21 protein-coding genes are annotated in these 21,195 nt (G+C 41.3%); all 21 read left to right on the top strand.

The window, feature by feature from the left end:
* The first annotated feature begins 64 nt into the window (after positions 1–64).
* The 21 genes from mraY (at position 65) to ileS (ending at position 21,095) form a co-directional block, all read left to right on the top strand.
* Positions 65–1,042 carry a phospho-N-acetylmuramoyl-pentapeptide-transferase gene (gene mraY, locus LQ203_RS11700; protein ID WP_230158237.1) on the top strand — a complete coding sequence of 326 codons (978 nt, stop codon included), beginning with the start codon at positions 65–67 and terminating at the stop codon, positions 1,040–1,042.
* Complete coding sequence (gene murD / locus LQ203_RS11695) at positions 1,043–2,395, top strand: UDP-N-acetylmuramoyl-L-alanine--D-glutamate ligase (protein ID WP_230158236.1); 1,353 nt, start codon at positions 1,043–1,045, stop codon at positions 2,393–2,395.
* Positions 2,396–2,557: 162 nt separating this feature from the next.
* Complete coding sequence (spoVE, locus tag LQ203_RS11690; protein WP_230158234.1) at positions 2,558–3,658, top strand: stage V sporulation protein E; 1,101 nt, start codon at positions 2,558–2,560, stop codon at positions 3,656–3,658.
* 361 nt (positions 3,659–4,019) lie between these two features.
* Positions 4,020–4,928 carry a UDP-N-acetylmuramate dehydrogenase gene (murB, locus tag LQ203_RS11685; protein WP_230158231.1) on the top strand — a complete coding sequence of 303 codons (909 nt, stop codon included), beginning with the start codon at positions 4,020–4,022 and terminating at the stop codon, positions 4,926–4,928.
* Between the two features lie 138 nt (positions 4,929–5,066).
* Positions 5,067–5,849 carry an FtsQ-type POTRA domain-containing protein gene (locus LQ203_RS11680; protein ID WP_230158229.1) on the top strand — a complete coding sequence of 261 codons (783 nt, stop codon included), beginning with the start codon at positions 5,067–5,069 and terminating at the stop codon, positions 5,847–5,849.
* Entirely contained in the window at positions 5,836–6,528 is a 693-nt protein-coding gene (locus tag LQ203_RS11675; RefSeq protein WP_230158227.1) for a DUF881 domain-containing protein, read from the top strand. The genes LQ203_RS11680 and LQ203_RS11675 overlap by 14 nt, the downstream gene beginning before the upstream one ends.
* A 42-nt stretch (positions 6,529–6,570) precedes the next feature.
* A complete protein-coding gene (locus LQ203_RS11670; protein ID WP_230158225.1) occupies positions 6,571–7,281 on the top strand; it encodes a DUF881 domain-containing protein in 711 nt (236 codons plus the stop codon).
* On the top strand, positions 7,281–7,646 hold the full coding sequence (locus tag LQ203_RS11665; RefSeq protein ID WP_098371078.1) for a small basic family protein: 366 nt from the start codon (positions 7,281–7,283) through the stop codon (positions 7,644–7,646). The genes LQ203_RS11670 and LQ203_RS11665 overlap by 1 nt, the downstream gene beginning before the upstream one ends.
* Positions 7,647–7,910: 264 nt before the next feature.
* Positions 7,911–9,209: a cell division protein FtsA gene (gene ftsA, locus LQ203_RS11660; protein ID WP_230158223.1), complete on the top strand. Its 1,299-nt coding sequence runs from the start codon at positions 7,911–7,913 to the stop codon at positions 9,207–9,209.
* Between the two features lie 44 nt (positions 9,210–9,253).
* Positions 9,254–10,411, top strand: a complete 1,158-nt coding sequence (gene ftsZ, locus LQ203_RS11655; RefSeq protein ID WP_230158221.1) for a cell division protein FtsZ — start codon at positions 9,254–9,256, stop codon at positions 10,409–10,411.
* A 561-nt stretch (positions 10,412–10,972) separates the two neighbouring features.
* Complete coding sequence (gene spoIIGA, locus LQ203_RS11650) at positions 10,973–11,899, top strand: sigma-E processing peptidase SpoIIGA (RefSeq protein ID WP_230158219.1); 927 nt, start codon at positions 10,973–10,975, stop codon at positions 11,897–11,899.
* A 58-nt stretch (positions 11,900–11,957) separates the two neighbouring features.
* Complete coding sequence (sigE, locus tag LQ203_RS11645) at positions 11,958–12,677, top strand: RNA polymerase sporulation sigma factor SigE (protein ID WP_230158218.1); 720 nt, start codon at positions 11,958–11,960, stop codon at positions 12,675–12,677.
* Between the two features lie 150 nt (positions 12,678–12,827).
* On the top strand, positions 12,828–13,607 hold the full coding sequence (gene sigG / locus LQ203_RS11640; RefSeq protein WP_034313871.1) for an RNA polymerase sporulation sigma factor SigG: 780 nt from the start codon (positions 12,828–12,830) through the stop codon (positions 13,605–13,607).
* 231 nt (positions 13,608–13,838) lie between these two features.
* Positions 13,839–14,108 carry a YlmC/YmxH family sporulation protein gene (locus LQ203_RS11635; RefSeq protein WP_230158217.1) on the top strand — a complete coding sequence of 90 codons (270 nt, stop codon included), beginning with the start codon at positions 13,839–13,841 and terminating at the stop codon, positions 14,106–14,108.
* A 56-nt stretch (positions 14,109–14,164) separates the two neighbouring features.
* Positions 14,165–14,992, top strand: a complete 828-nt coding sequence (pgeF, locus tag LQ203_RS11630) for a peptidoglycan editing factor PgeF (RefSeq protein WP_356714328.1) — start codon at positions 14,165–14,167, stop codon at positions 14,990–14,992.
* 2 nt (positions 14,993–14,994) lie between these two features.
* Complete coding sequence (locus LQ203_RS11625) at positions 14,995–15,666, top strand: YggS family pyridoxal phosphate-dependent enzyme (protein WP_230158216.1); 672 nt, start codon at positions 14,995–14,997, stop codon at positions 15,664–15,666.
* Between the two features lie 21 nt (positions 15,667–15,687).
* The gene (locus tag LQ203_RS11620; RefSeq protein WP_230158214.1) at positions 15,688–16,152 is read left to right on the top strand and encodes a cell division protein SepF; all 465 of its coding nucleotides are present in this window, start codon (positions 15,688–15,690) and stop codon (positions 16,150–16,152) included.
* A gap of 6 nt (positions 16,153–16,158) precedes the next feature.
* Entirely contained in the window at positions 16,159–16,425 is a 267-nt protein-coding gene (locus tag LQ203_RS11615; protein ID WP_230158210.1) for a YggT family protein, read from the top strand.
* A 134-nt stretch (positions 16,426–16,559) separates the two neighbouring features.
* Positions 16,560–17,333 (top strand): RNA-binding protein, encoded by a 774-nt coding sequence (locus tag LQ203_RS11610; protein WP_230158208.1) that lies wholly within the window; start codon positions 16,560–16,562, stop codon positions 17,331–17,333.
* A gap of 85 nt (positions 17,334–17,418) precedes the next feature.
* The gene (locus LQ203_RS11605) at positions 17,419–17,934 is read left to right on the top strand and encodes a DivIVA domain-containing protein (RefSeq protein ID WP_057913479.1); all 516 of its coding nucleotides are present in this window, start codon (positions 17,419–17,421) and stop codon (positions 17,932–17,934) included.
* A gap of 392 nt (positions 17,935–18,326) precedes the next feature.
* A complete protein-coding gene (ileS, locus tag LQ203_RS11600; RefSeq protein WP_230158206.1) occupies positions 18,327–21,095 on the top strand; it encodes an isoleucine--tRNA ligase in 2,769 nt (922 codons plus the stop codon).
* The last annotated feature ends 100 nt before the right edge of the window (positions 21,096–21,195 follow it).

Raw genomic sequence — 21,195 nt, 5'->3', positions numbered from 1 at the left:
AAACAAGAAAAGACAACAAGCAGAATTTTATATTTGAATTGTGTTAGGAATGAGGGAGTAAGGAATGTTGGAACAAGTAATTTTTTATACGATTTTGGTGGCGTTTTTAGTAACCGTACTTCTTTCGCCGGTTTTCATCCCGTTTTTAAGAAGGTTGAAATTCGGGCAAAGTATCAGAGAAGAAGGCCCACAATCGCATCTTAAGAAAACGGGAACACCCACCATGGGCGGTTTGGTCATTTTATTATCGGTTACCATCGCTACATTGGTTATGACTTTTAAATTTTCGGTACCTTCAACAGAAACGTATTTATTATTATTCGTAACTTTGGGCTTTGGTTTACTAGGTTTCTTGGACGATTTCATCAAAGTGGTCATGAAGCGTAACCTAGGACTGACATCTAAGCAAAAACTGATTGGTCAAATAGTGATTTCGGTCATCTTTTACTTCGTCTTTAAGCAGACAGACCGTTTTAATCCGGAATTGACGATTCCAGGTACTGACTTTTCTGTTGATTTTGGCTGGTTCTATCTCTTTATCGTTATTTTCTGGCTGGTAGGTTTTTCGAATGCCGTCAACTTAACGGATGGGCTTGATGGACTTGTCTCAGGCACGTCAGCCATTGCATTTGGTGCCTTTGCCATTTTGGCCTGGAGTCAGTCACAATATGATGTCGCTATATTTTCGGTGGCTGTTGTCGGTGCAGTACTCGGATTTTTAGTATTCAATGCACATCCCGCAAAGGTATTCATGGGAGATACAGGGTCCTTGGCACTTGGAGGGGCGATCGCTACCATCGCTTTATTAACGAAGCTTGAAATTCTCCTGGTAATCATTGGCGGAGTATTCGTTATAGAGACGCTCTCGGTAATCTTACAGGTAGGATCTTTTAAAACGACTGGTAAACGTATTTTTAAAATGAGTCCGCTGCACCACCATTACGAGCTTTCTGGTTGGTCTGAATGGCGCGTCGTCGTGACCTTCTGGACAGTAGGCCTGCTGTGTGCGGTACTCGGAATCTATTTAGAGGTGTGGATATAATTGAAAGAGACAGTCAAGTATTCAGAGAAAAAAATATTGGTTTTGGGATTGGCAAAAAGCGGAGTGATGGCAGCTTCGCTTCTACATAAATTAGGTGCATTCGTGACGGTTAATGACATGAAGCCATTATCGGAAAATCCAGAGGCTCAAGGACTTCTAGAACAGGGAATCAAAGTCATCTGCGGTAGTCATCCGATTGAACTTCTTGATGAGGGCTTCGAATTGATCGTGAAAAACCCAGGAATCCCCTATCGGAACCCTATAGTAAAAGGTGCATTGGAAAAAGGAATCCCGGTTATTACGGAAGTTGAATTAGCTTATCAGATTAGTGAGGCGCCTTTCATAGGCATCACGGGTACAAATGGGAAAACGACTACGACTACATTGGTTTTCGAAATGTTGAAGACCGGTGAGAAATCACCGCTTATCGCTGGGAATATCGGGACTGTAGCTTCTGGTGTCGCCGAGAAAGCAAAATCCGATGATTCGATCGTCATCGAATTATCATCGTTTCAGCTAATGGGAATAGAAGAATTTCGTCCAGAAATCTCTATCTTGACAAATTTATATGATGCGCACTTGGATTATCACAGCTCCAAACAGGAATATGCAGAAGCAAAAGCTGCGATTGCAAAAAACCAACTAGCTTCAGATTTCATGATTTATAATGCAGATCAAGATGCTGTTATATCCATGGCGAAAAAGACCAAGGCTGAACTTGTTCCATTTTCAACGGAAGTGAAACATGAAAATGGAGCCTATGTTGAAGAAGGAGCCGTTTACTTCCGTGGAGAAAAAATCATTGAAGTTTCCGAGATCGCCCTTCCTGGAAAACATAATTTGGAAAATGTGCTAGCAGCTATTTCAGCGGCCAAACTGAAGGGTGTCGCAAACGAAGCCATTCAGACTGTACTGAAAACATTTTATGGTGTGGAGCACCGTCTGCAGTTCGTAACAACGATCGAAAATCGCAAATTTTATAATGATTCAAAAGCGACGAACATTCTTGCAGCTTCCAAAGCGCTAACATCCTTTACGGAACCAGTCATCTTATTGGCTGGCGGTTTGGATCGCGGAAATGAATTCGATGAGTTAAAACCGGCTATGAAAAATGTCAAAGCGGTGATAACTTTTGGCGAAACAGCTGAAAAAATAGAGCGGGTAGCCAAAGAAATAGGAATAACGAATATAAAACGTGTCGATAATGTAGAAAAGGCCGTACCGGCTGCATTTGAATTATCAAATGAAGGCGACTGTATTCTCCTCTCCCCAGCTTGTGCAAGCTGGGATCAATATAAAACTTTCGAGCAAAGAGGAGACATGTTTATGGAGGCCGTGCATAAACTTAAGTAACAGCTTTCGCAGAAAGAAGTGAACCTGCTTCTACGTTGACACCTTGGAAAAAAGCGATAATGAGCCGTTATCGCTTTTTTTTTGACTAAAGTGCTGACAAGCAATCAGCCATTGAGTTTTATATTCGTACAGGCTCGAAAAACTTCCTAGAGGTGGATGTCCGTGCCATTAAAAAAATCGAATCCCGATCTCATTCTCATTATCGTCACCTTAAGTCTTTTGACCGTTGGGTTAATCATGGTTTACAGCGCGAGTGCCATTTGGGCAACATATAAATTTGATGATTCATTTTATTTTGCAAAAAGACAGTTGCTGTTTGCCTGCGTTGGGGTCATAGCCATGTTTTTCATCATGAATGTGGATTATTGGACGTGGCGGACTTGGGCCAAGATTTTGATCATCATTTGTTTCATTATGCTCTTGGCAGTGCTTGTACCAGGTATAGGGATGGCGAGGAATGGATCGAGGAGCTGGATTGGTGTAGGTGCCTTTTCTGTCCAACCTTCTGAGTTTATGAAGCTGGCAATGATCGCTTTTTTAGCTAAGTTTTTATCCGAACGGCAAAAGCTGATCACCTCCTTTAAAAAAGGAATGCTTCCGTCCTTGGGGTTAGTATTTTTGGCTTTTGGATTAATCATGTTACAGCCCGACCTTGGAACGGGAACGGTAATGGTAGGAACATGCATCGTTATGATTTTTATTTCCGGGGCAAAAGTCAGCCATTTTTTAGGCTTGGGGTTAATCGGGATAGCTGGTTTTATCGGTCTGATTTTGTCAGCGCCCTACCGGATAAAGAGGATCACATCATTTCTGGATCCATGGGAAGACCCTTTGGGTAGCGGCTTTCAAATGATTCAATCGTTTTATGCAATCGGCCCCGGGGGATTGTTCGGGCTGGGGCTTGGGCAAAGCCGTCAGAAGTTTTTCTATTTACCGGAACCGCAGACCGATTTCATTTTTGCCATACTTTCCGAGGAACTGGGGTTCATCGGAGGCTCTCTGGTCATCTTGTTATTCGCGCTAATGCTTTGGCGTGGCATTCGAATCGCTCTTGGAGCCCCTGATTTGTATGGGAGCCTTGTAGCGGTCGGAATCATTGCAATGGTGGCCATTCAAGTGATGATCAATATAGGGGTAGTAACGGGATTGATGCCAGTTACGGGTATCACCTTGCCCCTCTTAAGTTATGGCGGTTCATCGCTGACACTCATGTTGATGGCAATCGGGGTGCTATTGAATATTAGCCGCTATTCAAGGTTCTGACATCAAGAAAATAAAAGGTATGGCAAAAGGGAAGTCCTGTTAAACATGGGGCTTCCCTTTTTTTATTTTTAAATTGAAAACCTTTGCAGGAAAACGATATTGAAGGGCATCTTTCGGAAATTTAGAAAAAAATGAAATGACGCTTAAATATTACCAGTAATGAATGTTGGGGAATCCACAATAAATATTGGCAATACGTCTTTGTTTAGACTATAGTATAAGAGGGTTAGGCCGTACTGGCGCTTGCTGCTGTTCATTTTTCTGCTTAAAAGGTGTTATCATTCTTGTAAAATAAGTGACCTCATGGAAGAGGAAATGAAAATCATTATTTGGAGTTTTTGGAACAACGAGGAGGTTTATCATGGATAAAGTGATAAAGCAATTAACTGAAATGAAAATCGGCAAAGTTCTTGAACAGGAACCACTTGCGAATCATACAACTATGAAAATTGGAGGGCCGGCTGATTTATTCATCGTGCCATCTTCCATTGAAAATATAGAGAAGACGATGCAGGTCATCAAAGAAACAGCCATACCATGGAGGGCGATTGGCAGGGGCTCAAACCTCCTTGTCAGTGATGGCGGAATTGAAGGTGCCGTGCTTAAACTGGGGAAAGGACTTGACCACCTTGAGATAAATGGCGCGGAGATTAAAGCTGGCGCAGGTGTGTCACTTGTCAGCTTGTCCGTTCAAATCAGTAAAAAAGGGTATGCGGGATTGGAATTTGCCAGTGGGATCCCCGGTTCGGTCGGTGGCGCTGTCTATATGAACGCTGGTGCACACGGTTCCGATATGAGTGAAATCCTTAAGGAGGCACATGTTCTTTTTGATGATGGAACTTTGGCTTGGCTTTCTAAGGAAGAAATGGAGTTTTCTTATCGTACTTCTTTACTTCAAAAGAAAAGACCCGGAATCGTATTGGAAGCCATTTTTCAATTGACTGAGGGCGATAAAACCGAAATCGTTGAAAGAATGCAGAATAACAAAAACTATCGTAAAGATACCCAACCGTATAATCTTCCATGTGCCGGGAGCATATTTAGGAATCCGCTTCCCCATCATGCAGGTAAATTGGTGGAGAATGCCGGCCTGAAGGGCCACTCGATTGGCGGAGCGCAGATTTCCCCGATGCACGGTAACTTTATCGTTAACACAGGTAATGGAAGTGCAGCGGATGTTCAAGCCTTGATCCAGCATGTGAAGGATACAGTGTATGATAAGTTTGGCATTGAAATGGAAACAGAAGTGGAAATCATCGGCCGGAAATAATAGAGGATTTATTCTTTATATCCAAATTTTGTGGTATAATGTGTTACCTTTTAAGTTTAGAAATACCGAATTTTGAGCTTGTCTAGTTTTCGTATTGTGACATAAAACCATCCATTTTTTCAGGAAGAGGTGAAAGGGATGGAAAAGGGGAAAATCGTTTCCATTGAGGACCGCATCCCGAAATTAAAACAATTAAGAAAAAGCAAAGCAAACAGACGACTTGTTCTTTTGCTTTCCCTTTTCTTCATTCTGGTTGCTTGTGTGCTTTATTTCTTATCCCCGTTAAGCTATGTGAAATCCGTGCAGGTAGAAGGGAATCGCTATTTCACTTCCAAGCAAATCATTAAATTGAGTAAAGTGAAGAAGGATCGGAGCATTTGGAAGGTTGATACTGGGGCAGCAGCCGCTAATATTAAAAAAAATCAGGAAATAAAAAGCGTTAAGGTAACTCCTGTATTTCCTAATTCCATTAAAATTACGGTTTCGGAGCATAACAGAATGGCATATCTGTCCAATAATGGGAAGTTTGCTCCCATTTTGGAAAACGGGACCGTTTTGGATGAGTTAGCAACTGGCGAAATTCCAGTATTTGCCCCAGTTTTAATTGGTTTCAAAGAGGGTAAAGAATTAAAGTTGCTTTTAGAAGAGCTGGACAAGCTTCCTGTTGAGATTCAGAATGCCATTTCGGAAATTCATTATGATCCAACCAAAACCGATGTCTACCATATTGTCATGTTTATGAACGATGGGTTTGAAGTAAGTGCGACAAGCCGGACTTTATACGAGAAAATGATTCACTATCCATCGATTGTCAGTCAGTTGGATCCAAAGGTAAAGGGAGTCATCGATCTTGAAGTGGGTTCTTATTTCAAAGCATATAAAGACGCTGACCAAAAGGAAGACACGAATGATGAAAATTAAGGGCAAACGGGTGGTTTTACCCCTGGTTTGCGTGGTTCTCGGATTTATGATTGCCTTCTCCTACAATCTGACTAAAGATGGTAAAGGAGTAAGGAAGGACAAAGCCTGGGATCAAGAATATGAACTCAGGCAGCAACTGATCGAGCAAGAGGAACGAAACCGGGAACTTCAGAGGGAACTCCTTCAAAAGCAAGGAAATGTATCCAAAATTGAAAAAGACTTAGCGCAGGAAAAGCAGCTATTTTTCAATTTGGCAAAGGATACGGAGAAATACCGGATGTATCTCGGAAAAGTGAAAGTAAAAGGAACGGGCCTTCAGGTGACCCTTGAAGATGGTACAGACATGGGCTCAGAAGCCAATGTAAATAACTACCTGGTTCATGAGCAGCATGTCTTCAAGGTTGTCAATGAACTATACATATCAGGTGCAGAGGCTATTGCGATTAATGGTCAACGGTTAAATCATGATTCCTATATAATCTGTAATGGACCTGTGATAACAATCGATGGCCATCAGCATCCTGCTCCATTTATCATTTCTGCAATTGGGGACCCTGAGGTACTTGGTGCTTCCCTGGACTTGCCTGGTGGCATTAAGGAACAGCTGGTTAATGAAAATATTATCTTTACAGTGGAAAAGCAAAAGAATATCATTTTTGATCCAATTATTGGAGGTTGATTAGATCGCCGGATTTGATGAAAGATTGGTGAGAAACTGGAAATGAAAAAAAAGCTTGCTTTTAGTTTGGTTACTTTGATTGCTGGCTTCATGCTCGCTATTCAATTCAATTTGGTGAATCAACCTGTCGTTTCCGATACAAGGGATATGTGGGAGCTGAAAAATGATTTATTGAAAGAACAGCAGACCCAGGTGGATTTAATAGAGGATATTAGTAAGCTTGAGGGAAAGATTGCATCCTATGAAACAAAGAAAAATGAGAGTAAAGAAGAAGTATTGCGTGACACCCTGACGGAATTAAAGACTGACGCAGGTTTGACCGAAATAAAAGGCAGTGGGGTAATCGTGTCCATACAACCGATCAAAGAAGAAATCCTTCTTGGTGAGCGGATTGAGTACATTTCACCTGTATTGCTAAGAAGGCTCATTAATGAGATGTATAGGTTTGGTGCTGACGAAATTTCCATTTCAGGACAAAGGTACATATCATCTTCGGTGATTCGTGATATTAATGGTCAGCCGAAAATAGATGGATATCCCCTAGTTGATTACCCTGTCGAAATGCAGGCACTGACCGTTAATCCAAAGAAGCTGAAGCAGCGTATAGAAGGTTCTGAACTAATGGATGATTTCTTTATAGATAATTTTGAAGTGCAAATTAAGACGCCTTCTGGTGAGTTGACATTGCCGGCATACCAAAATGAGATTAATGTGGAGCATATGAAACCCATTATGGATGGGGGGGAATCGTAATGTGGCTGCCAGTTTTTGGACTCCTGATTGGAATCACCCTCGGTTTTTTGGTGGATTTCGATATTCCACATGAATATTCAAATTATCTCTCCATTGCGGTGCTTGCAGCTTTTGATACCTTATTTGGAGGCATACGGGCTCATCTGCAAAATCTTTATGATGAAGTAGTATTTGTTACCGGATTCTTCTTTAATATTGTTTTGGCCGCAGGTTTGGCTTTTCTAGGTGTACATCTTGGTGTAGACTTGTATTTAGCCGCAATCTTTGTGTTCGGCGTAAGACTCTTTCAAAATATTGCCCTGATTAGAAGGATCCTAATTGAAAAATGGTCCATTTCCCGGAAAAAGCAGAAAAAAAATCTATAATTTTAAAGGGAATTACGTGATAAATGACGAATAGTTTATGGCAGTATCTAGTTTAGAAATGATAGCAGTTTCATTGAGAAGCGAACAATAAGGCACGATAAAGTGAGAAATCTGCGAGTATTGTTTGGGAAATATGAAATGAACCGCTTATTATGAAATTTGCGAGTTGTTGTAATCAGTTTTGTCATTCTATAATGAATAGGTCTTCGATATAAAAATGTTATTCTACTAAAACATGTATAAAACTGAAGGAGGTGCCATGGAATGAACAGCAACGAAATTTACGTAAGTCTTGACATCGGTACATCCAGTGTAAAAGTTATCATTGGGGAAATGGTCAATGACACATTAAATATAATTGGCGTAGGAAATATTAAATCAGAGGGGCTTAAAAAAGGTTCGATCGTCGGTATTGATGAAACCGTCCAATCCATTCAAAAGGCTGTAGAGCAAGCAGAACGGATGATAGGGATGGAGATAAAAAAGGTAATCGTCGGTATAAGCGGAAATCACGTGACGCTTCAGCCATGTCATGGGGTAGTAGCGGTATCCAGTGACAATAAAGAAATTACCGAACATGATGTTTTTCGTGTTAGAGAAGCAGCGGAGTTAATAACGATACCATCCGACAGGGAAATTATCGACGTGGTTCCAATCCATTACAAGGTTGATGAACTTGATGAAATCAGTGATCCAAGGGGCATGATAGGTGTTCGGTTGGAAATGAGAGGGATTTTAATCACAGGTCTTCGGACAATTTTACATAATACGCTGCGGTGTGTGGAAAGGGCAGGGTTAGAAATAACCGATATCGCTCTTCAACCCTTAGCCGCAGGTTCCCTTGTTTTATCCAAGGATGAAAAAGAACTTGGTGTTGCTCTGGTCGATATTGGCGGAGGTTCAACGACTCTGGCAATTTTCGAACAAGGCTATTTACAATACACGTCGGTGATACCTATAGGCGGGGAAACACTGACGAAGGATCTTTCCATCGTTCTAAGGACAACGATGGAAGAGGCTGAGAAAATAAAAGTAAAGCATGGACATGCCTTTTATGATGACGCTTCTGAAGATGAAGTATTCCAAATACCAATCATCGGCAGCGACCAGCAGCAGCCCTGCAACCAGTTAATGCTTTCGGATATCATTGAAGCGCGAGTGACCGAAATATTCGAGTTGATTCAAGATGATTTGAGGAGACTTGGCTTCCAGGATATACCGGGTGGTTTCGTGTTGACCGGGGGTGTCGTCAAGATGCCGGGAGTCCTGGAGCTTGCTCAGTATGTGTTCCAAAACCGTGTAAGGACGGCCGAGCCGAATTACATCGGTGTTAGGGAACCCCAATATACGACAGCGGTTGGTCTGATTAAACACGCATGCAAGAAAGAGAGAATGCTAAAAAACACCGCCAATAAAACTCCTGTAGCAGCTGGACAAGCACAAGAAGATAACGACCAGCGCAGCCAAAAGGTTTCTCAAAAAAGCAAAGAGAACCTGGCTAAAAAACAAGGTGAAAAAGGTGAATCTAAATTCAAAAAAATCCTGGGTTACTTTTTTGAATAACAATCATAAAGAATCGGGAATTTCGTCAAAATAGGAGGATTGTCATGTTGGAGTTTGATTCTAATTTAGAACAATTAGCAACGATAAAAGTAATAGGTGTTGGCGGCGGCGGAAACAATGCGGTAAACAGAATGATCGAGCATGGCGTACAAGGTGTTGAGTTTATTTCTGTCAATACTGACGCACAGGCTCTTAATCTATCAAAAGCTGAAATTAAAATGCAAATCGGTGGGAAGCTTACACGCGGATTGGGTGCGGGTGCCAACCCGGAAGTAGGAAAAAAAGCAGCAGAAGAAAGCAAAGAGCAGATTGAAGAAGCGCTTAAAGGTGCCGATATGGTTTTCGTAACTGCTGGAATGGGCGGCGGAACGGGAACGGGGGCTGCTCCTGTCATCGCTGGCATCGCTAAAGATTTAGGAGCGCTTACAGTGGGTGTAGTTACACGTCCATTTACTTTCGAAGGCCGAAAACGTGCAACACAAGCACAAGGCGGCATTTCATCCATGAAGGAATCGGTTGACACACTAATCGTCATTCCAAATGACCGTCTCCTTGAAATCGTCGATAAAAGCACGCCAATGCTTGAAGCATTCCGTGAAGCAGATAATGTACTTCGTCAAGGTGTACAAGGGATTTCAGATCTAATAGCTGTTCCAGGTCTTATTAACTTGGACTTTGCCGATGTTAAGACCATCATGTCCAACAAAGGTTCCGCTCTAATGGGAATCGGGATTTCCTCCGGTGAAAACCGTGCAGCAGAAGCGGCGAAGAAAGCCATCTCCAGTCCCCTGCTCGAAACATCGATTGATGGTGCACAAGGCGTACTGATGAATATTACTGGCGGAACGAACCTAAGTCTTTTTGAAGTCCAGGAAGCAGCCGATATCGTGGCTACTGCCTCCGATCAGGACGTAAATATGATTTTCGGTTCGGTTATCAATGAAAACCTAAAAGATGAAATCGTCGTTACAGTAATTGCAACGGGCTTTAACGAGGTTGAAGCTACAATAAGGCCTGCTGGTCGTCCAACACTTGGGCAGCAGCAGCAATCAAGACCTCAGACACAACAAACGCCACAGTCAAACGTGAAGCGTGAAGTGAAGAGAGAAGAAGTAAATGAACAGCCCGCACGTAATACTAATCAAGGTGAAGAGGCCTTGGATATTCCAACATTCCTCCGTAACCGCAATAGACGCCGTTAATATCGACGTCATATACCGTTCCCATTCGGGGACGGTTTTTTTTGTGTGTAAAAAGGAATTCCTTTTGAAGGAGATGCTATATATTTGCGTCCAATGGCCTTTATCTTATTGGTGCTTTTCCGATCGTTCGCTGATCACCGAATGGCCTGATAATCGATATCTGGAACACCTTTTTAGTGTTGATTGAAGGTTCAGTGAAAAATCCTTTTATTCCATATGTTAGAATGCCTCATTATTGAACTTTTTTCATAATTAGATGGTTTGGAGGGCGTAAGGGGGTCGAGGTCTCCATCACTTGTTTGCTGTCATTCCGATGAGGAAAAAAGAAAGGAGCGTCAAGAAATTCTGAAACTTTTATAACATAAATCGACAGAAGCAAAAGGGAGCAGGATAGTCTCTAAGAAAGTATTGAAAATATCAATAGCTGTTTTTCTACAAAAAGGGTAAAAATGACTGAAAAACTCTTAAGTTTTCAATACAAAAAGTGACACACTTTCTTAGGGCAGGTACGCTATACTTTTTGCTAGTGGAAGGTTAGTTCCTATAAGGAGGGGAGGGTGTTTGACCTTATACTTAGATGTTATCTGGTTGTTGAATTGGTTATTTGACTGCCTCCTTTTATATTGGACCGCAATCATTCTCAAACGAAGGGTAGCGCTTTGGCGAGTATGTATCGGCGGGTTGATTGGTTCCTTCATTATCGTATTGGCATTCACTCCTTTTTATGTTCTTGCCGACCGAGTGTACATGAAGATTTTAGTATCCCTGGTAATGGTTTTGGCAACATTCGGGTTTACTAGGCTAAAACTCTTCATGAAATCGGTGGCCACTTTATACTTTGTAACGTTTTTATCGGGAGGAATCCTTCTGGGCCTTCACTATCTATTTGAATTTCAAATCGTTTCAAAGGACCCTGTTAAATATGCAGGAATCAATCGATTTGGCGATCCTGTCAGCTGGATATTTGTCATGATAGGGTTCCCGCTCGCCTGGCAATTCTCCAAGCGAACACTCGAAGGGATGGAGATGACAAAGCTTACACATGAACAAATGGTTACGGTCTCGGTTAAAATTTCTGACTTTGAAGGAACGTTTCATGGACTTGTGGATAGCGGCAATCAATTATATGATCCCATATCACGTTCACCAGTTATGATAATCTCGCTTTCAGGTGGGGAAGCAGGGATTCCCCACGATATGCTAGAGCTCTTTAAAAACCCTGATAACCTGATTAAGCAGGAAGAACAACCCGAGTATTCATGGACAGGACGAATGCGGGTCATTCCTTATAAAGTCGTGGGCCATGATCATCAATTGTTAACCGCAATCAAACCGGATTACATCAAAATCATTCAAGGGGAAAATGAATATCATGTCAAGCAGGGTCTCGTTTCGTTTACCTTCTTGCAACTCTCTCCCGACAATAGCTATCAATCTATCGTTCACCCGAAAATGTTAACCGGGATTCCGGTGCAAAATGCCTCCTGAACTATTGATTCACTCTAAAACTTGACCCATAATCCGTTTATTAGAAGGGAGAATTATTTTGAAGAAATTCATTCTTCGGCTCACTTATTTTTGGTACAAACTATTGTTCAAGCTCGGATTGAAAACGGACGAAATATTTTATATTGGAGGGAGTGAGGCACTTCCGCCGCCCCTTTCAAAGGAAGAAGAGGCAATACTGATCAATAAATTGCCTAAGGGCGATGAAGCTGCACGATCGATCTTAATTGAACGGAATTTGAGGCTGGTTGTCTATATTGCCAGGAAATTTGAAAATACGGGAATCAATATTGAAGATTTAATAAGTATCGGTACCATAGGTTTGATCAAGGCCGTGAATACATTCAATCCCGAGAAGAAAATAAAATTGGCTACATACGCCTCGAGATGTATCGAGAATGAAATTTTAATGTATTTACGCAGAAATAACAAAATCCGTTCTGAAGTTTCTTTTGATGAACCTCTGAATATTGATTGGGATGGAAATGAGCTTCTATTGTCGGATGTCCTAGGTACTGACGATGATATTATCACGAAAGACCTCGAGGCAAACGTGGACCGAAAGCTGCTGACGAAAGCACTTACACAGCTATCCGATCGCGAAAAACAGATTATGGAACTTCGATTTGGACTTGCAGGAGGAGAAGAAAAAACGCAAAAGGACGTTGCCGATATGCTGGGGATTTCCCAATCTTACATTTCACGTTTGGAAAAAAGGATTATTAAGAGGCTTCGAAAAGAATTTAATAAAATGGTGTAAAAAAATAAAGTGCTTAAATGCCAATTAAATCAATACTTTGATAACGATATTGAAAAATAATGGTGATTTTCTGTTCTAGCCATGTGCATATTTTTCCCTCCCGCGGAAATACTGTTTTTTGTACAGCGCTCCTGTGAGGAGGGAATAAATTTGTCTCGAAATAAGGTTGAAATCTGCGGTGTGGATACATCAAAATTACCGGTTTTAAAGAATGAAGAAATGAGAAAACTCTTTAAAGAACTGCAAGATGGCGATATTTCAGCAAGAGAGAAACTGGTAAACGGGAATCTTCGACTCGTTCTAAGCGTCATTCAACGCTTCAACAATCGGGGAGAGTATGTAGATGATCTATTTCAGGTAGGCTGTATAGGGTTAATGAAGTCGATAGATAACTTTGACTTAGGTCAAAATGTTAAGTTTTCAACGTATGCTGTACCGATGATTATTGGTGAAATCAGGAGATATCTTCGTGACAATAATCCGATTCGGGTTTCCCGTTCTTTAAGAGACATCGCATACAAAGCTTTGCAGGTTAAAGAAAAGCTCATTAGTCAGACTCTTCGTGAGCCGACAGCTGAAGAAATCGCCAAGGTGTTGGAAGTACCTCATGAAGAAATAGTTTTTGCTTTAGATGCTATACAAGATCCAGTTTCACTTTTTGAACCGATTTATAATGATGGCGGGGATCCGATTTATGTACTCGACCAACTGAGTGATGAAAAGAATAAAGATAGTACTTGGATTGATGAAATAGCGATAAATGAAGGCATGAGACGGTTGAATGACCGGGAAAAAATGATCCTTCGCAAACGGTTTTTCCAAGGGAAAACGCAAATGGAGGTAGCCGAGGAAATTGGCATTTCACAAGCGCAGGTGTCCCGGTTGGAAAAAGCGGCTATAAAGCAAATGAATAAAAATATCCAACAGTAGAAGCTGAGCATGAGAATAAGTTAGCTGAAGCGGGTAGTGCAAAAATGTAGATTACCCGCTCTTCAGCAACTTATCCATAGCGGCTTTTTTATTATGTTCCCCCCCTTTTTAAAGGTAATTCCTGATTTGAAGTGACGTTTATTTATCGTATTCTTCATCCTTGAGTGAATCATGTCATATACATAAGAATAGGACCTTCATCTATGATGAAATTTTGAGGAGCTGAGTGATGTGACGAGGATTTCCGAATTTCAAATTAAGGATATTGTCAATATAGCAGACGGAAAGAAATTGGGTAATATGTCAGATCTTGAAATTAATACGGCCACAGGGAAAATTGAGGCCATAGTGGTTTCAAATGGCACCAGGTTAATGGGTTTCTTCGGCAAGGACCAGGATATTGTAATTCCATGGCGCAAAATAAAAAAAATCGGTGCAGATGTCATTCTTGTTGAACATCAGACGGTATTTCAAGCAGAACTGAAAGATGAACGGTTTTAAAGGGTACATCGCGCAAATATATGATACACTAGACTAAAAATAAAGAGGTTTAAATCATGATAGAGCCATTTGTTATAATTGAAGACCAATATATGCTCATAGACAGCTGGAGAAAACAAAATCTCCAGCTCGTAGCGGGCTTCACCACGAAAAATGGAGGAGTCAGTTCAGGTGACTATCAAACATTGAATACCGGTTTTCATGTAGGGGATAAGCTTGAAGATGTCCAGGAAAACCGCAGGACTTTAGCGGAAAAGCTGTTTTTTCCGCTGACTGAATGGATAGGAGCCGAGCAGACGCATGAAACGCAAATCCAGCAAGTGACCAGTCTCGATGGTGGGAAAGGTGCAGTGGATTATATTTCGGCCTTTAAAGCTACTGACGGATTTTATACGAAGGATCAAAAAACTTTATTGACCCTTTGCTATGCGGATTGCGTGCCCTTATACTTTCTTGCTCCGGCACATGGTATGATTGGGGTGGCACATGCTGGTTGGAAGGGTAGCGTTAATGGAATTGCACGAAAAATGGTTGAAGCATGGCGGAGTGAGGGTATTAAGGAAACGGAGATATTTGCTGTAATAGGACCGTCGATTTGTTCGAAGTGCTATGTGGTTGATGATAAAGTCATAGATTTAGTGCAGAATATGCTGGAAGATAATGACGAAAAGCCATATAATTTAATCAGTGAAGGACAATATCAGTTAGATCTTAAGCAACTAAATGCATTGATTCTTCAAAAATCAGGAATTCCAAAAAGTCAGATCGACGTTACATCATACTGTACAAGCTGCAATCACGATTTGTTTTTTTCACATCGTCGCGATAACGGAAAGACAGGTAGATTGATGAGCTTTATCGGTTGGAAGGAGGATTTAGGGTAACAGTGAAAGTAGCGGACAATTTAAAAAACATCGAAGAAAAAATAAATATAGCATGTGAAAATAGTGGCAGGGACCGTAAAGATATAAAGTTAATTGCCGTGACGAAATATGTTTCGGTCGAGAGAGCAATGGAAGCATTGGAAGCCGGAATCAGCGATTTAGGTGAAAATCGTGACGAGGGGCTTTTAAAAAAATATGAAGTGCTGAAGGACAAGCCCAACTGGCACTATATTGGTTCCATGCAAACACGCAAAGTAAGGAATGTCATCGACAAAATCGCGTATATCCATTCATTGGATCGCATTTCTTTGGCAGAAGAAATTCAAAAACGGGCAAGCGAGCCGATAAACTGTTTAGTGCAGGTAAATGTTTCAGGTGAGGAATCAAAACATGGCTTGAATCCTGAAGCCACACTGGATTTCATAAAAGGGTTATCTGATTTTGATAAGGTGAATGTTGCAGGACTGATGACGATGGCGCCTTTGACGGATGATGAACAAGTTTTGCGGGAATGCTTCCGGAAACTGAAGGGCATACAGGTGGAAATACAAAATGCTGGGTTGAAGTATGCTCCCTGTACTGAATTGTCCATGGGGATGTCCAACGATTTCATGATTGCCATTGAGGAAGGCGCTACAATGGTTAGGATTGGTACTGCACTTGTAGGCGAATAATTTTAAGGAGGTACGCTTTAGATGTCGTTCGTATCAAAATTTAAATCTTATTTCGCGCTGGATGATGAGTATGAGTACACGGATGAAGAGATGGAAGAAGAGGAGGCTGAACGAAAAGTCGTGAAGTCAGCTAAACAGCAGCAGCCCGCTTCTGCAGGGAATAATACCAATCAGAATATCGTAAGTTTGCAAAGCGTACAAAAATCTTCTAAAGTAGTATTATTGGAGCCTCGTGCTTATGCAGAAGCCCAAGAGGTAGCTGACCATTTAAAAAACAGACGTGCTGTTGTCGTGAACCTTCAACGGATCCAGCACGATCAAGGAAAGCGAATCATCGATTTTCTAAGTGGGACTGTTTATGCAATCAGTGGGGATATCCAAAAAATTGGAACAGATATATTCTTATGTACCCCGGACAATGTCGATGTTTCCGGTAATATCACCGGCTTCGCCGCGGAAGAGGAGTACGAAGAAGCGAGGTGGTAATGATTAATGGGTGTAGTGCTTCAAGGCTTATATTATTTAATTGAAATTTATTCAATGGCATTAATCGTTTACATATTGATGTCATGGTTTCCCAATGCAAGGGAAACAGCGATTGGGAAATTCCTGGAAAAGATTTGCGAACCATATTTAGAACCGTTCAGAAAGTTCATACCACCACTTGGCATGATCGATCTTTCACCGCTTGTAGCTCTGCTGGTGCTTAACTTTGCCAGCGGTTATGGAATTTTTTACTTACAGACTTTAATAGGATAATCAACAATGAACCTGAACATGCATCTCACTACACAGTCGGATGAGACTCCGCTGTGTAGTAGCAACGAAGAATCATTTAATCAATTCCTTATGGTCGACCATTAATTTGATAACTAAGGAGCTTTTATTCAATCATGAGTATTTATCAGCATTTCAGGCCGGAGGAAAAAGATTTTATTGACCAGGCAATGAATTGGATTGATCAGGTGAAAAATTCTTACGCTCCGAAACTATCTGATTTTCTTGATCCGCGCCAGCAGGAAATCCTTACTTCCTTAATAGGGAATGATCCGGATGCGAAGCTGCAATTTAATGGCGGGAGCGATTTCGTTGAGCGAAAACGTGTGCTCATTTACCCTGATTATTACTCTCCTGAACAATCGGATTTCAATATCTCCTTATATGATATCTCCTATCCAAAGAAATTTGTTACGCTTGAACATAGGCAAATACTTGGAACCTTGATGTCACTAGGGGTAAAACGAGAAAAATTTGGTGATATCATAGTGACTGAGGATCATATTCAATTTATTGCGGCCGAGGAGATGGATTTATATCTCACAGGAAATTTAGAAAGAATAGGTAACGCTTCCGTTGCCATCAAACGGCTTCCTATCGAGAATATCATCCAAGTGAATGAAAAATGGGAAGAGCAAGTCACCACCGTTAGTTCTCTTAGGCTAGACAGTGTGCTTTCGTCCGTTTTGAATATGTCCCGTCAAAAAACCCAAGCCTTGATAACTTCAGGGAAAGTAAAGGTGAATTTCAAGCAAACGGAAAACGTTTCGGAAGAATGCCGTGAGGGTGATACACTTTCCATCAGAGGTTTTGGCAGATGTAAAATAGCGTCAATTGATGGAAAAACCAAGAAGGATAAGTGGAGAATCTCGTTAGGCAGGCAAAAATAATTCAATATAAAGCAGGATTCATACATTTTTTGTCGAATATAGAGTTTTAATATACTAGAGTAGAAACCGTTCTGGAGGTGCCGTAATGCCCTTAACCCCGATAGATATACATAATAAGGAATTTAACAAAGTATTTCGAGGGTATGATGAAGATGAAGTAAATGAGTTTCTCGACCAGGTCATTAAAGATTATGAACTGATTTTGAGGGAGAAAAAAGAAATTGAAGATAAACTGAACGAGACTTATGATCGTTTAGGACATTTTACGACAATTGAAGGTACACTTAATAAGTCGATTATTGTCGCACAAGAAGCAGCTGAAGAATTAAGGCGCAATGCCCAAAAAGAAGCGAAACTGATCATTAAGGAAGCAGAGAAAAATGCCGACCGAATTGTCAATGAGTCACTTGTGAAAGCAAGGAAAATAGCGATGGATATTGAAGACTTGAAAAAACAGTCCAAAGTATTCCGGACCCGTTTTAAAATGCTTGTCGGTGCACAACTGGATTTACTGGACAATGATGATTGGGACCATCTTCTTGATTATGAAGTAGATGCGACTGAAATAGAATTAAATGAGAGAGTGGAAGAGGAAATTTAACCGATTCCTTGACTTGGAACACTTTTTTCGCATATAATTTTTTAACAATACTATTCATGATGACATTAGACGATGACAGGGAAAGTAAATACTTCACACACTTATTTCTAGCGAACCGGGGATGGTGAAAGCCCGGAATAAGCGAAGTTATTGAAGATCACCCTTGAGTTCTGAGTTGAACCTGCTTTTGCAGTAAGTAAACGAAGCGTTTCATTCACGTTACGAATGCTCGAGAGGTTGGATCACTTTGTGAATCCTTCTAGCCAGGGTGGTACCGCGGGAAGCAAAGCTTTCTCGTCCCTTTTTTAGGGATGAGAAGGCTTTTTATTTTGGCCGGATATCTATGTCTAGGTTCTAATGAAATTTTGTAAAGACGGATGGAGGATTTTATGATGGAATACAAAGATACCTTATTGATGCCTAAAACTGAATTTCCAATGCGTGGAAACTTGCCGAAACGTGAGCCGGAAATCCAAGAGAAATGGAAAGAAATGAACATCTATAAAAAAGTGCAAGAACAAACGGAAGGGCGCCCTTTATTCATTTTGCATGATGGACCTCCATATGCTAACGGTGATATCCATATGGGCCATGCAATGAACAAAGTATTAAAGGATTTCATTGTCCGTTTCAAATCAATGAGCGGTTTTCAAGCACCGTATGTTCCTGGTTGGGATACACATGGGCTTCCAATCGAAACGGCATTGACAAAAAAAGGCGTGAAACGGAAAGAAATGACCGTAGCTGAATTCAGAAAGCTTTGTGAAGAGTATGCTTACGTTCAGATTGACAATCAACGTGAGCAGTTTAAAAGAATAGGGGTCCGTGGAGATTGGGATAATCCTTATATCACGTTAAAACCTGAATATGAAGCACAGCAAATCAAGGTCTTCGGTGATATGGCGAAAAAAGGCTATATTTATAAAGGCAAAAAACCTGTTTACTGGTCTCCATCAAGTGAATCAGCCCTTGCCGAAGCTGAAATCGAATATCAAGACAAACGTTCTGCATCGATCTACGTTGCTTTTGAGATCACAGAGGGCAAAGGTGTAATCGAAGAGGGCGTAAAAATCATCATCTGGACGACAACTCCTTGGACGATTCCTGCAAACCTTGGTATCTCATTGCATCCGCAATTAAATTACGTGGTAGTGGCTGTTGAAAATGAAAAATTCTTAATTGCTGAGGCGCTTCTTGAATCAGTTACAGAAACCCTAGGTTGGGATAACCCGTCAATCTTGAAAACGGTAAAAGGGAGCGAGTTGGATCGCGCCGTTGCCAAACACCCTCTATATGACCGCGATTCATTAGTGATGTTGGGTGAGCATGTAACAACTGAAGCTGGTACTGGTTGTGTTCATACTGCTCCTGGACATGGTGAAGATGACTTTATCATTGGACAAAAATACGGCTTGGATGTACTTTGTCCTGTAGATGAAAAAGGTGTCATGACGGAAGAGGCGGGGGAATTTGCCGGATTATTTTATGATCAAGCGAATAAACCAATTACTGAAAAATTAACAGAAGCAGGCGCGTTATTGAACTTGACGTTCATTACACATTCATATCCACATGACTGGCGGACGAAGAAACCGACAATCTTCCGTGCAACGGCGCAATGGTTCGCTTCAATCAAAGACTTCCGCAGTGAACTTCTGGAAGCAATTGAAGAAACCAAATGGGTACCTGCATGGGGCGAAACTCGCCTATTCAATATGGTCCGTGATCGTGGGGATTGGTGTATTTCCCGTCAACGTGCATGGGGCGTACCAATTCCAGTCCTTTATGCAGAAAACGGCGAGCCGATCATTACGGATGAAACGATCAACCATATTTCAAACCTATTCCGTGAACACGGTTCGAACATCTGGTTTGAACGGGAAGCGAAAGATCTTCTGCCGGAGGGTTATACACATGCAGGCAGTCCGAATGGTATCTTTACGAAAGAAACGGATATCATGGACGTATGGTTCGACTCAGGTTCTTCACATCAAGCGGTACTTGAAGAAAGAGACGACTTACAGCGGCCGGCTGACCTTTATTTGGAAGGTTCCGATCAATACCGCGGCTGGTTTAACTCATCACTTTCTACAAGTGTTGCCGTAACAGGAAAGGCACCGTACAAGGGAGTTCTGAGCCACGGGTTCGCTTTAGATGGCGAAGGCCGTAAAATGAGTAAATCTATTGGGAACGTTGTCCTTCCATCTAAGGTCATGAACCAATTGGGTGCAGATATTTTACGCCTTTGGGTTGCTTCTGTGGATTACCAATCGGATGTTAGGGTTTCCGATCCTATTTTAAAACAAGTTTCGGAAGTGTACCGTAAAATCCGGAATACATTCCGCTTCCTGTTAGGAAACTTGGATGGATTCAATCCAGATACCGATAAAGTGGCAGTCCACGAATTACCTGAAGTCGATCGCTACATGTTAGTTAAATTGAATAAATTGATCACTCAGTCGAAACTGGGTTATGAAAATTATGAGTTTGCTACAATTTATAATATGGTCAATAATTTCTGTACACAGGATTTAAGTTCGTTCTACCTGGATTATGCGAAAGACATTTTATATTGTGAAGCACCAAACGGTAAAGAGCGTATGGCCATTCAAACGGTCCTTTACGAAGCATTGGTAAGCTTAACGAAATTGGTTTCACCAATTCTCTCGCATACCGCTGATGAAGTATGGGCGTTCATTCCTGGTGTAACGGAAGAAAGTGTACAGTTGACATTGATGCCTGAAGAAATTTCCATCGATAATGCTGAAGTCATTGAAGAAAAATGGACGGCGTTCATGAATCTCCGTGATAATGTACTAAAAGCATTAGAAGAAGCTCGTAACCAGAAGGTCATCGGAAAATCCCTGAACGCTAAAGTGATGGTATATGTTAATGAAGAAACAAAGAATCTGCTTGATGGTATCAAGGAGAGCTTTGAACAATTATTCATCGTATCCGAATTTGAAATCGCTGGCGATGTGGCAAGTGCCCCATCAGAAGCAGTTAAACTTGAGGATATCGCGATTCTTGTTACAAAAGCAGAAGGTGAAACGTGTGAACGTTGCTGGAATGTTTCGAAAGAGGTAGGTCAAGTGGAAGAGCACCCAACACTCTGCCCACGTTGTGCAACAGTCGTGAAAGAGCATTATGTGAATCAGTAATTTCAAAACGAATGCCGGTCCCTAAATGATGGGATCGGTCAGACTGTAGACAAGCTCAATAAAAACCGGTCCCTATGTAAAGGGACCGGTTTTTTTGTGG

Origin of the sequence: Peribacillus sp. Bi96 (genome assembly GCF_918698115.1) — a bacterium.
Lineage (GTDB): Bacteria > Bacillota > Bacilli > Bacillales > DSM-1321 > Peribacillus.
This window is presented reverse-complemented; position numbering and strand designations above follow the sequence as displayed.

Excerpts from the sequence above, each read along its gene's own strand:
- mraY (WP_230158237.1), top strand. The coding sequence starts at position 65 with ATGTTGGAACAAGTAATTTTTTATACGATTTTGGTGGCGTTTTTAGTA.
- murB (WP_230158231.1), top strand. The coding sequence starts at position 4,020 with ATGGATAAAGTGATAAAGCAATTAACTGAAATGAAAATCGGCAAAGTT.
- LQ203_RS11680 (WP_230158229.1), top strand. The coding sequence starts at position 5,067 with ATGGAAAAGGGGAAAATCGTTTCCATTGAGGACCGCATCCCGAAATTA.
- LQ203_RS11675 (WP_230158227.1), top strand. The coding sequence starts at position 5,836 with ATGATGAAAATTAAGGGCAAACGGGTGGTTTTACCCCTGGTTTGCGTG.
- LQ203_RS11670 (WP_230158225.1), top strand. The coding sequence starts at position 6,571 with ATGAAAAAAAAGCTTGCTTTTAGTTTGGTTACTTTGATTGCTGGCTTC.
- LQ203_RS11665 (WP_098371078.1), top strand. The coding sequence starts at position 7,281 with ATGTGGCTGCCAGTTTTTGGACTCCTGATTGGAATCACCCTCGGTTTT.
- ftsA (WP_230158223.1), top strand. The coding sequence starts at position 7,911 with ATGAACAGCAACGAAATTTACGTAAGTCTTGACATCGGTACATCCAGT.
- ftsZ (WP_230158221.1), top strand. The coding sequence starts at position 9,254 with ATGTTGGAGTTTGATTCTAATTTAGAACAATTAGCAACGATAAAAGTA.
- pgeF (WP_356714328.1), top strand. The coding sequence starts at position 14,165 with ATGATAGAGCCATTTGTTATAATTGAAGACCAATATATGCTCATAGAC.
- LQ203_RS11620 (WP_230158214.1), top strand. The coding sequence starts at position 15,688 with ATGTCGTTCGTATCAAAATTTAAATCTTATTTCGCGCTGGATGATGAG.
- LQ203_RS11615 (WP_230158210.1), top strand. The coding sequence starts at position 16,159 with ATGGGTGTAGTGCTTCAAGGCTTATATTATTTAATTGAAATTTATTCA.
- LQ203_RS11610 (WP_230158208.1), top strand. The coding sequence starts at position 16,560 with ATGAGTATTTATCAGCATTTCAGGCCGGAGGAAAAAGATTTTATTGAC.
- LQ203_RS11605 (WP_057913479.1), top strand. The coding sequence starts at position 17,419 with ATGCCCTTAACCCCGATAGATATACATAATAAGGAATTTAACAAAGTA.
- ileS (WP_230158206.1), top strand. The coding sequence starts at position 18,327 with ATGGAATACAAAGATACCTTATTGATGCCTAAAACTGAATTTCCAATG.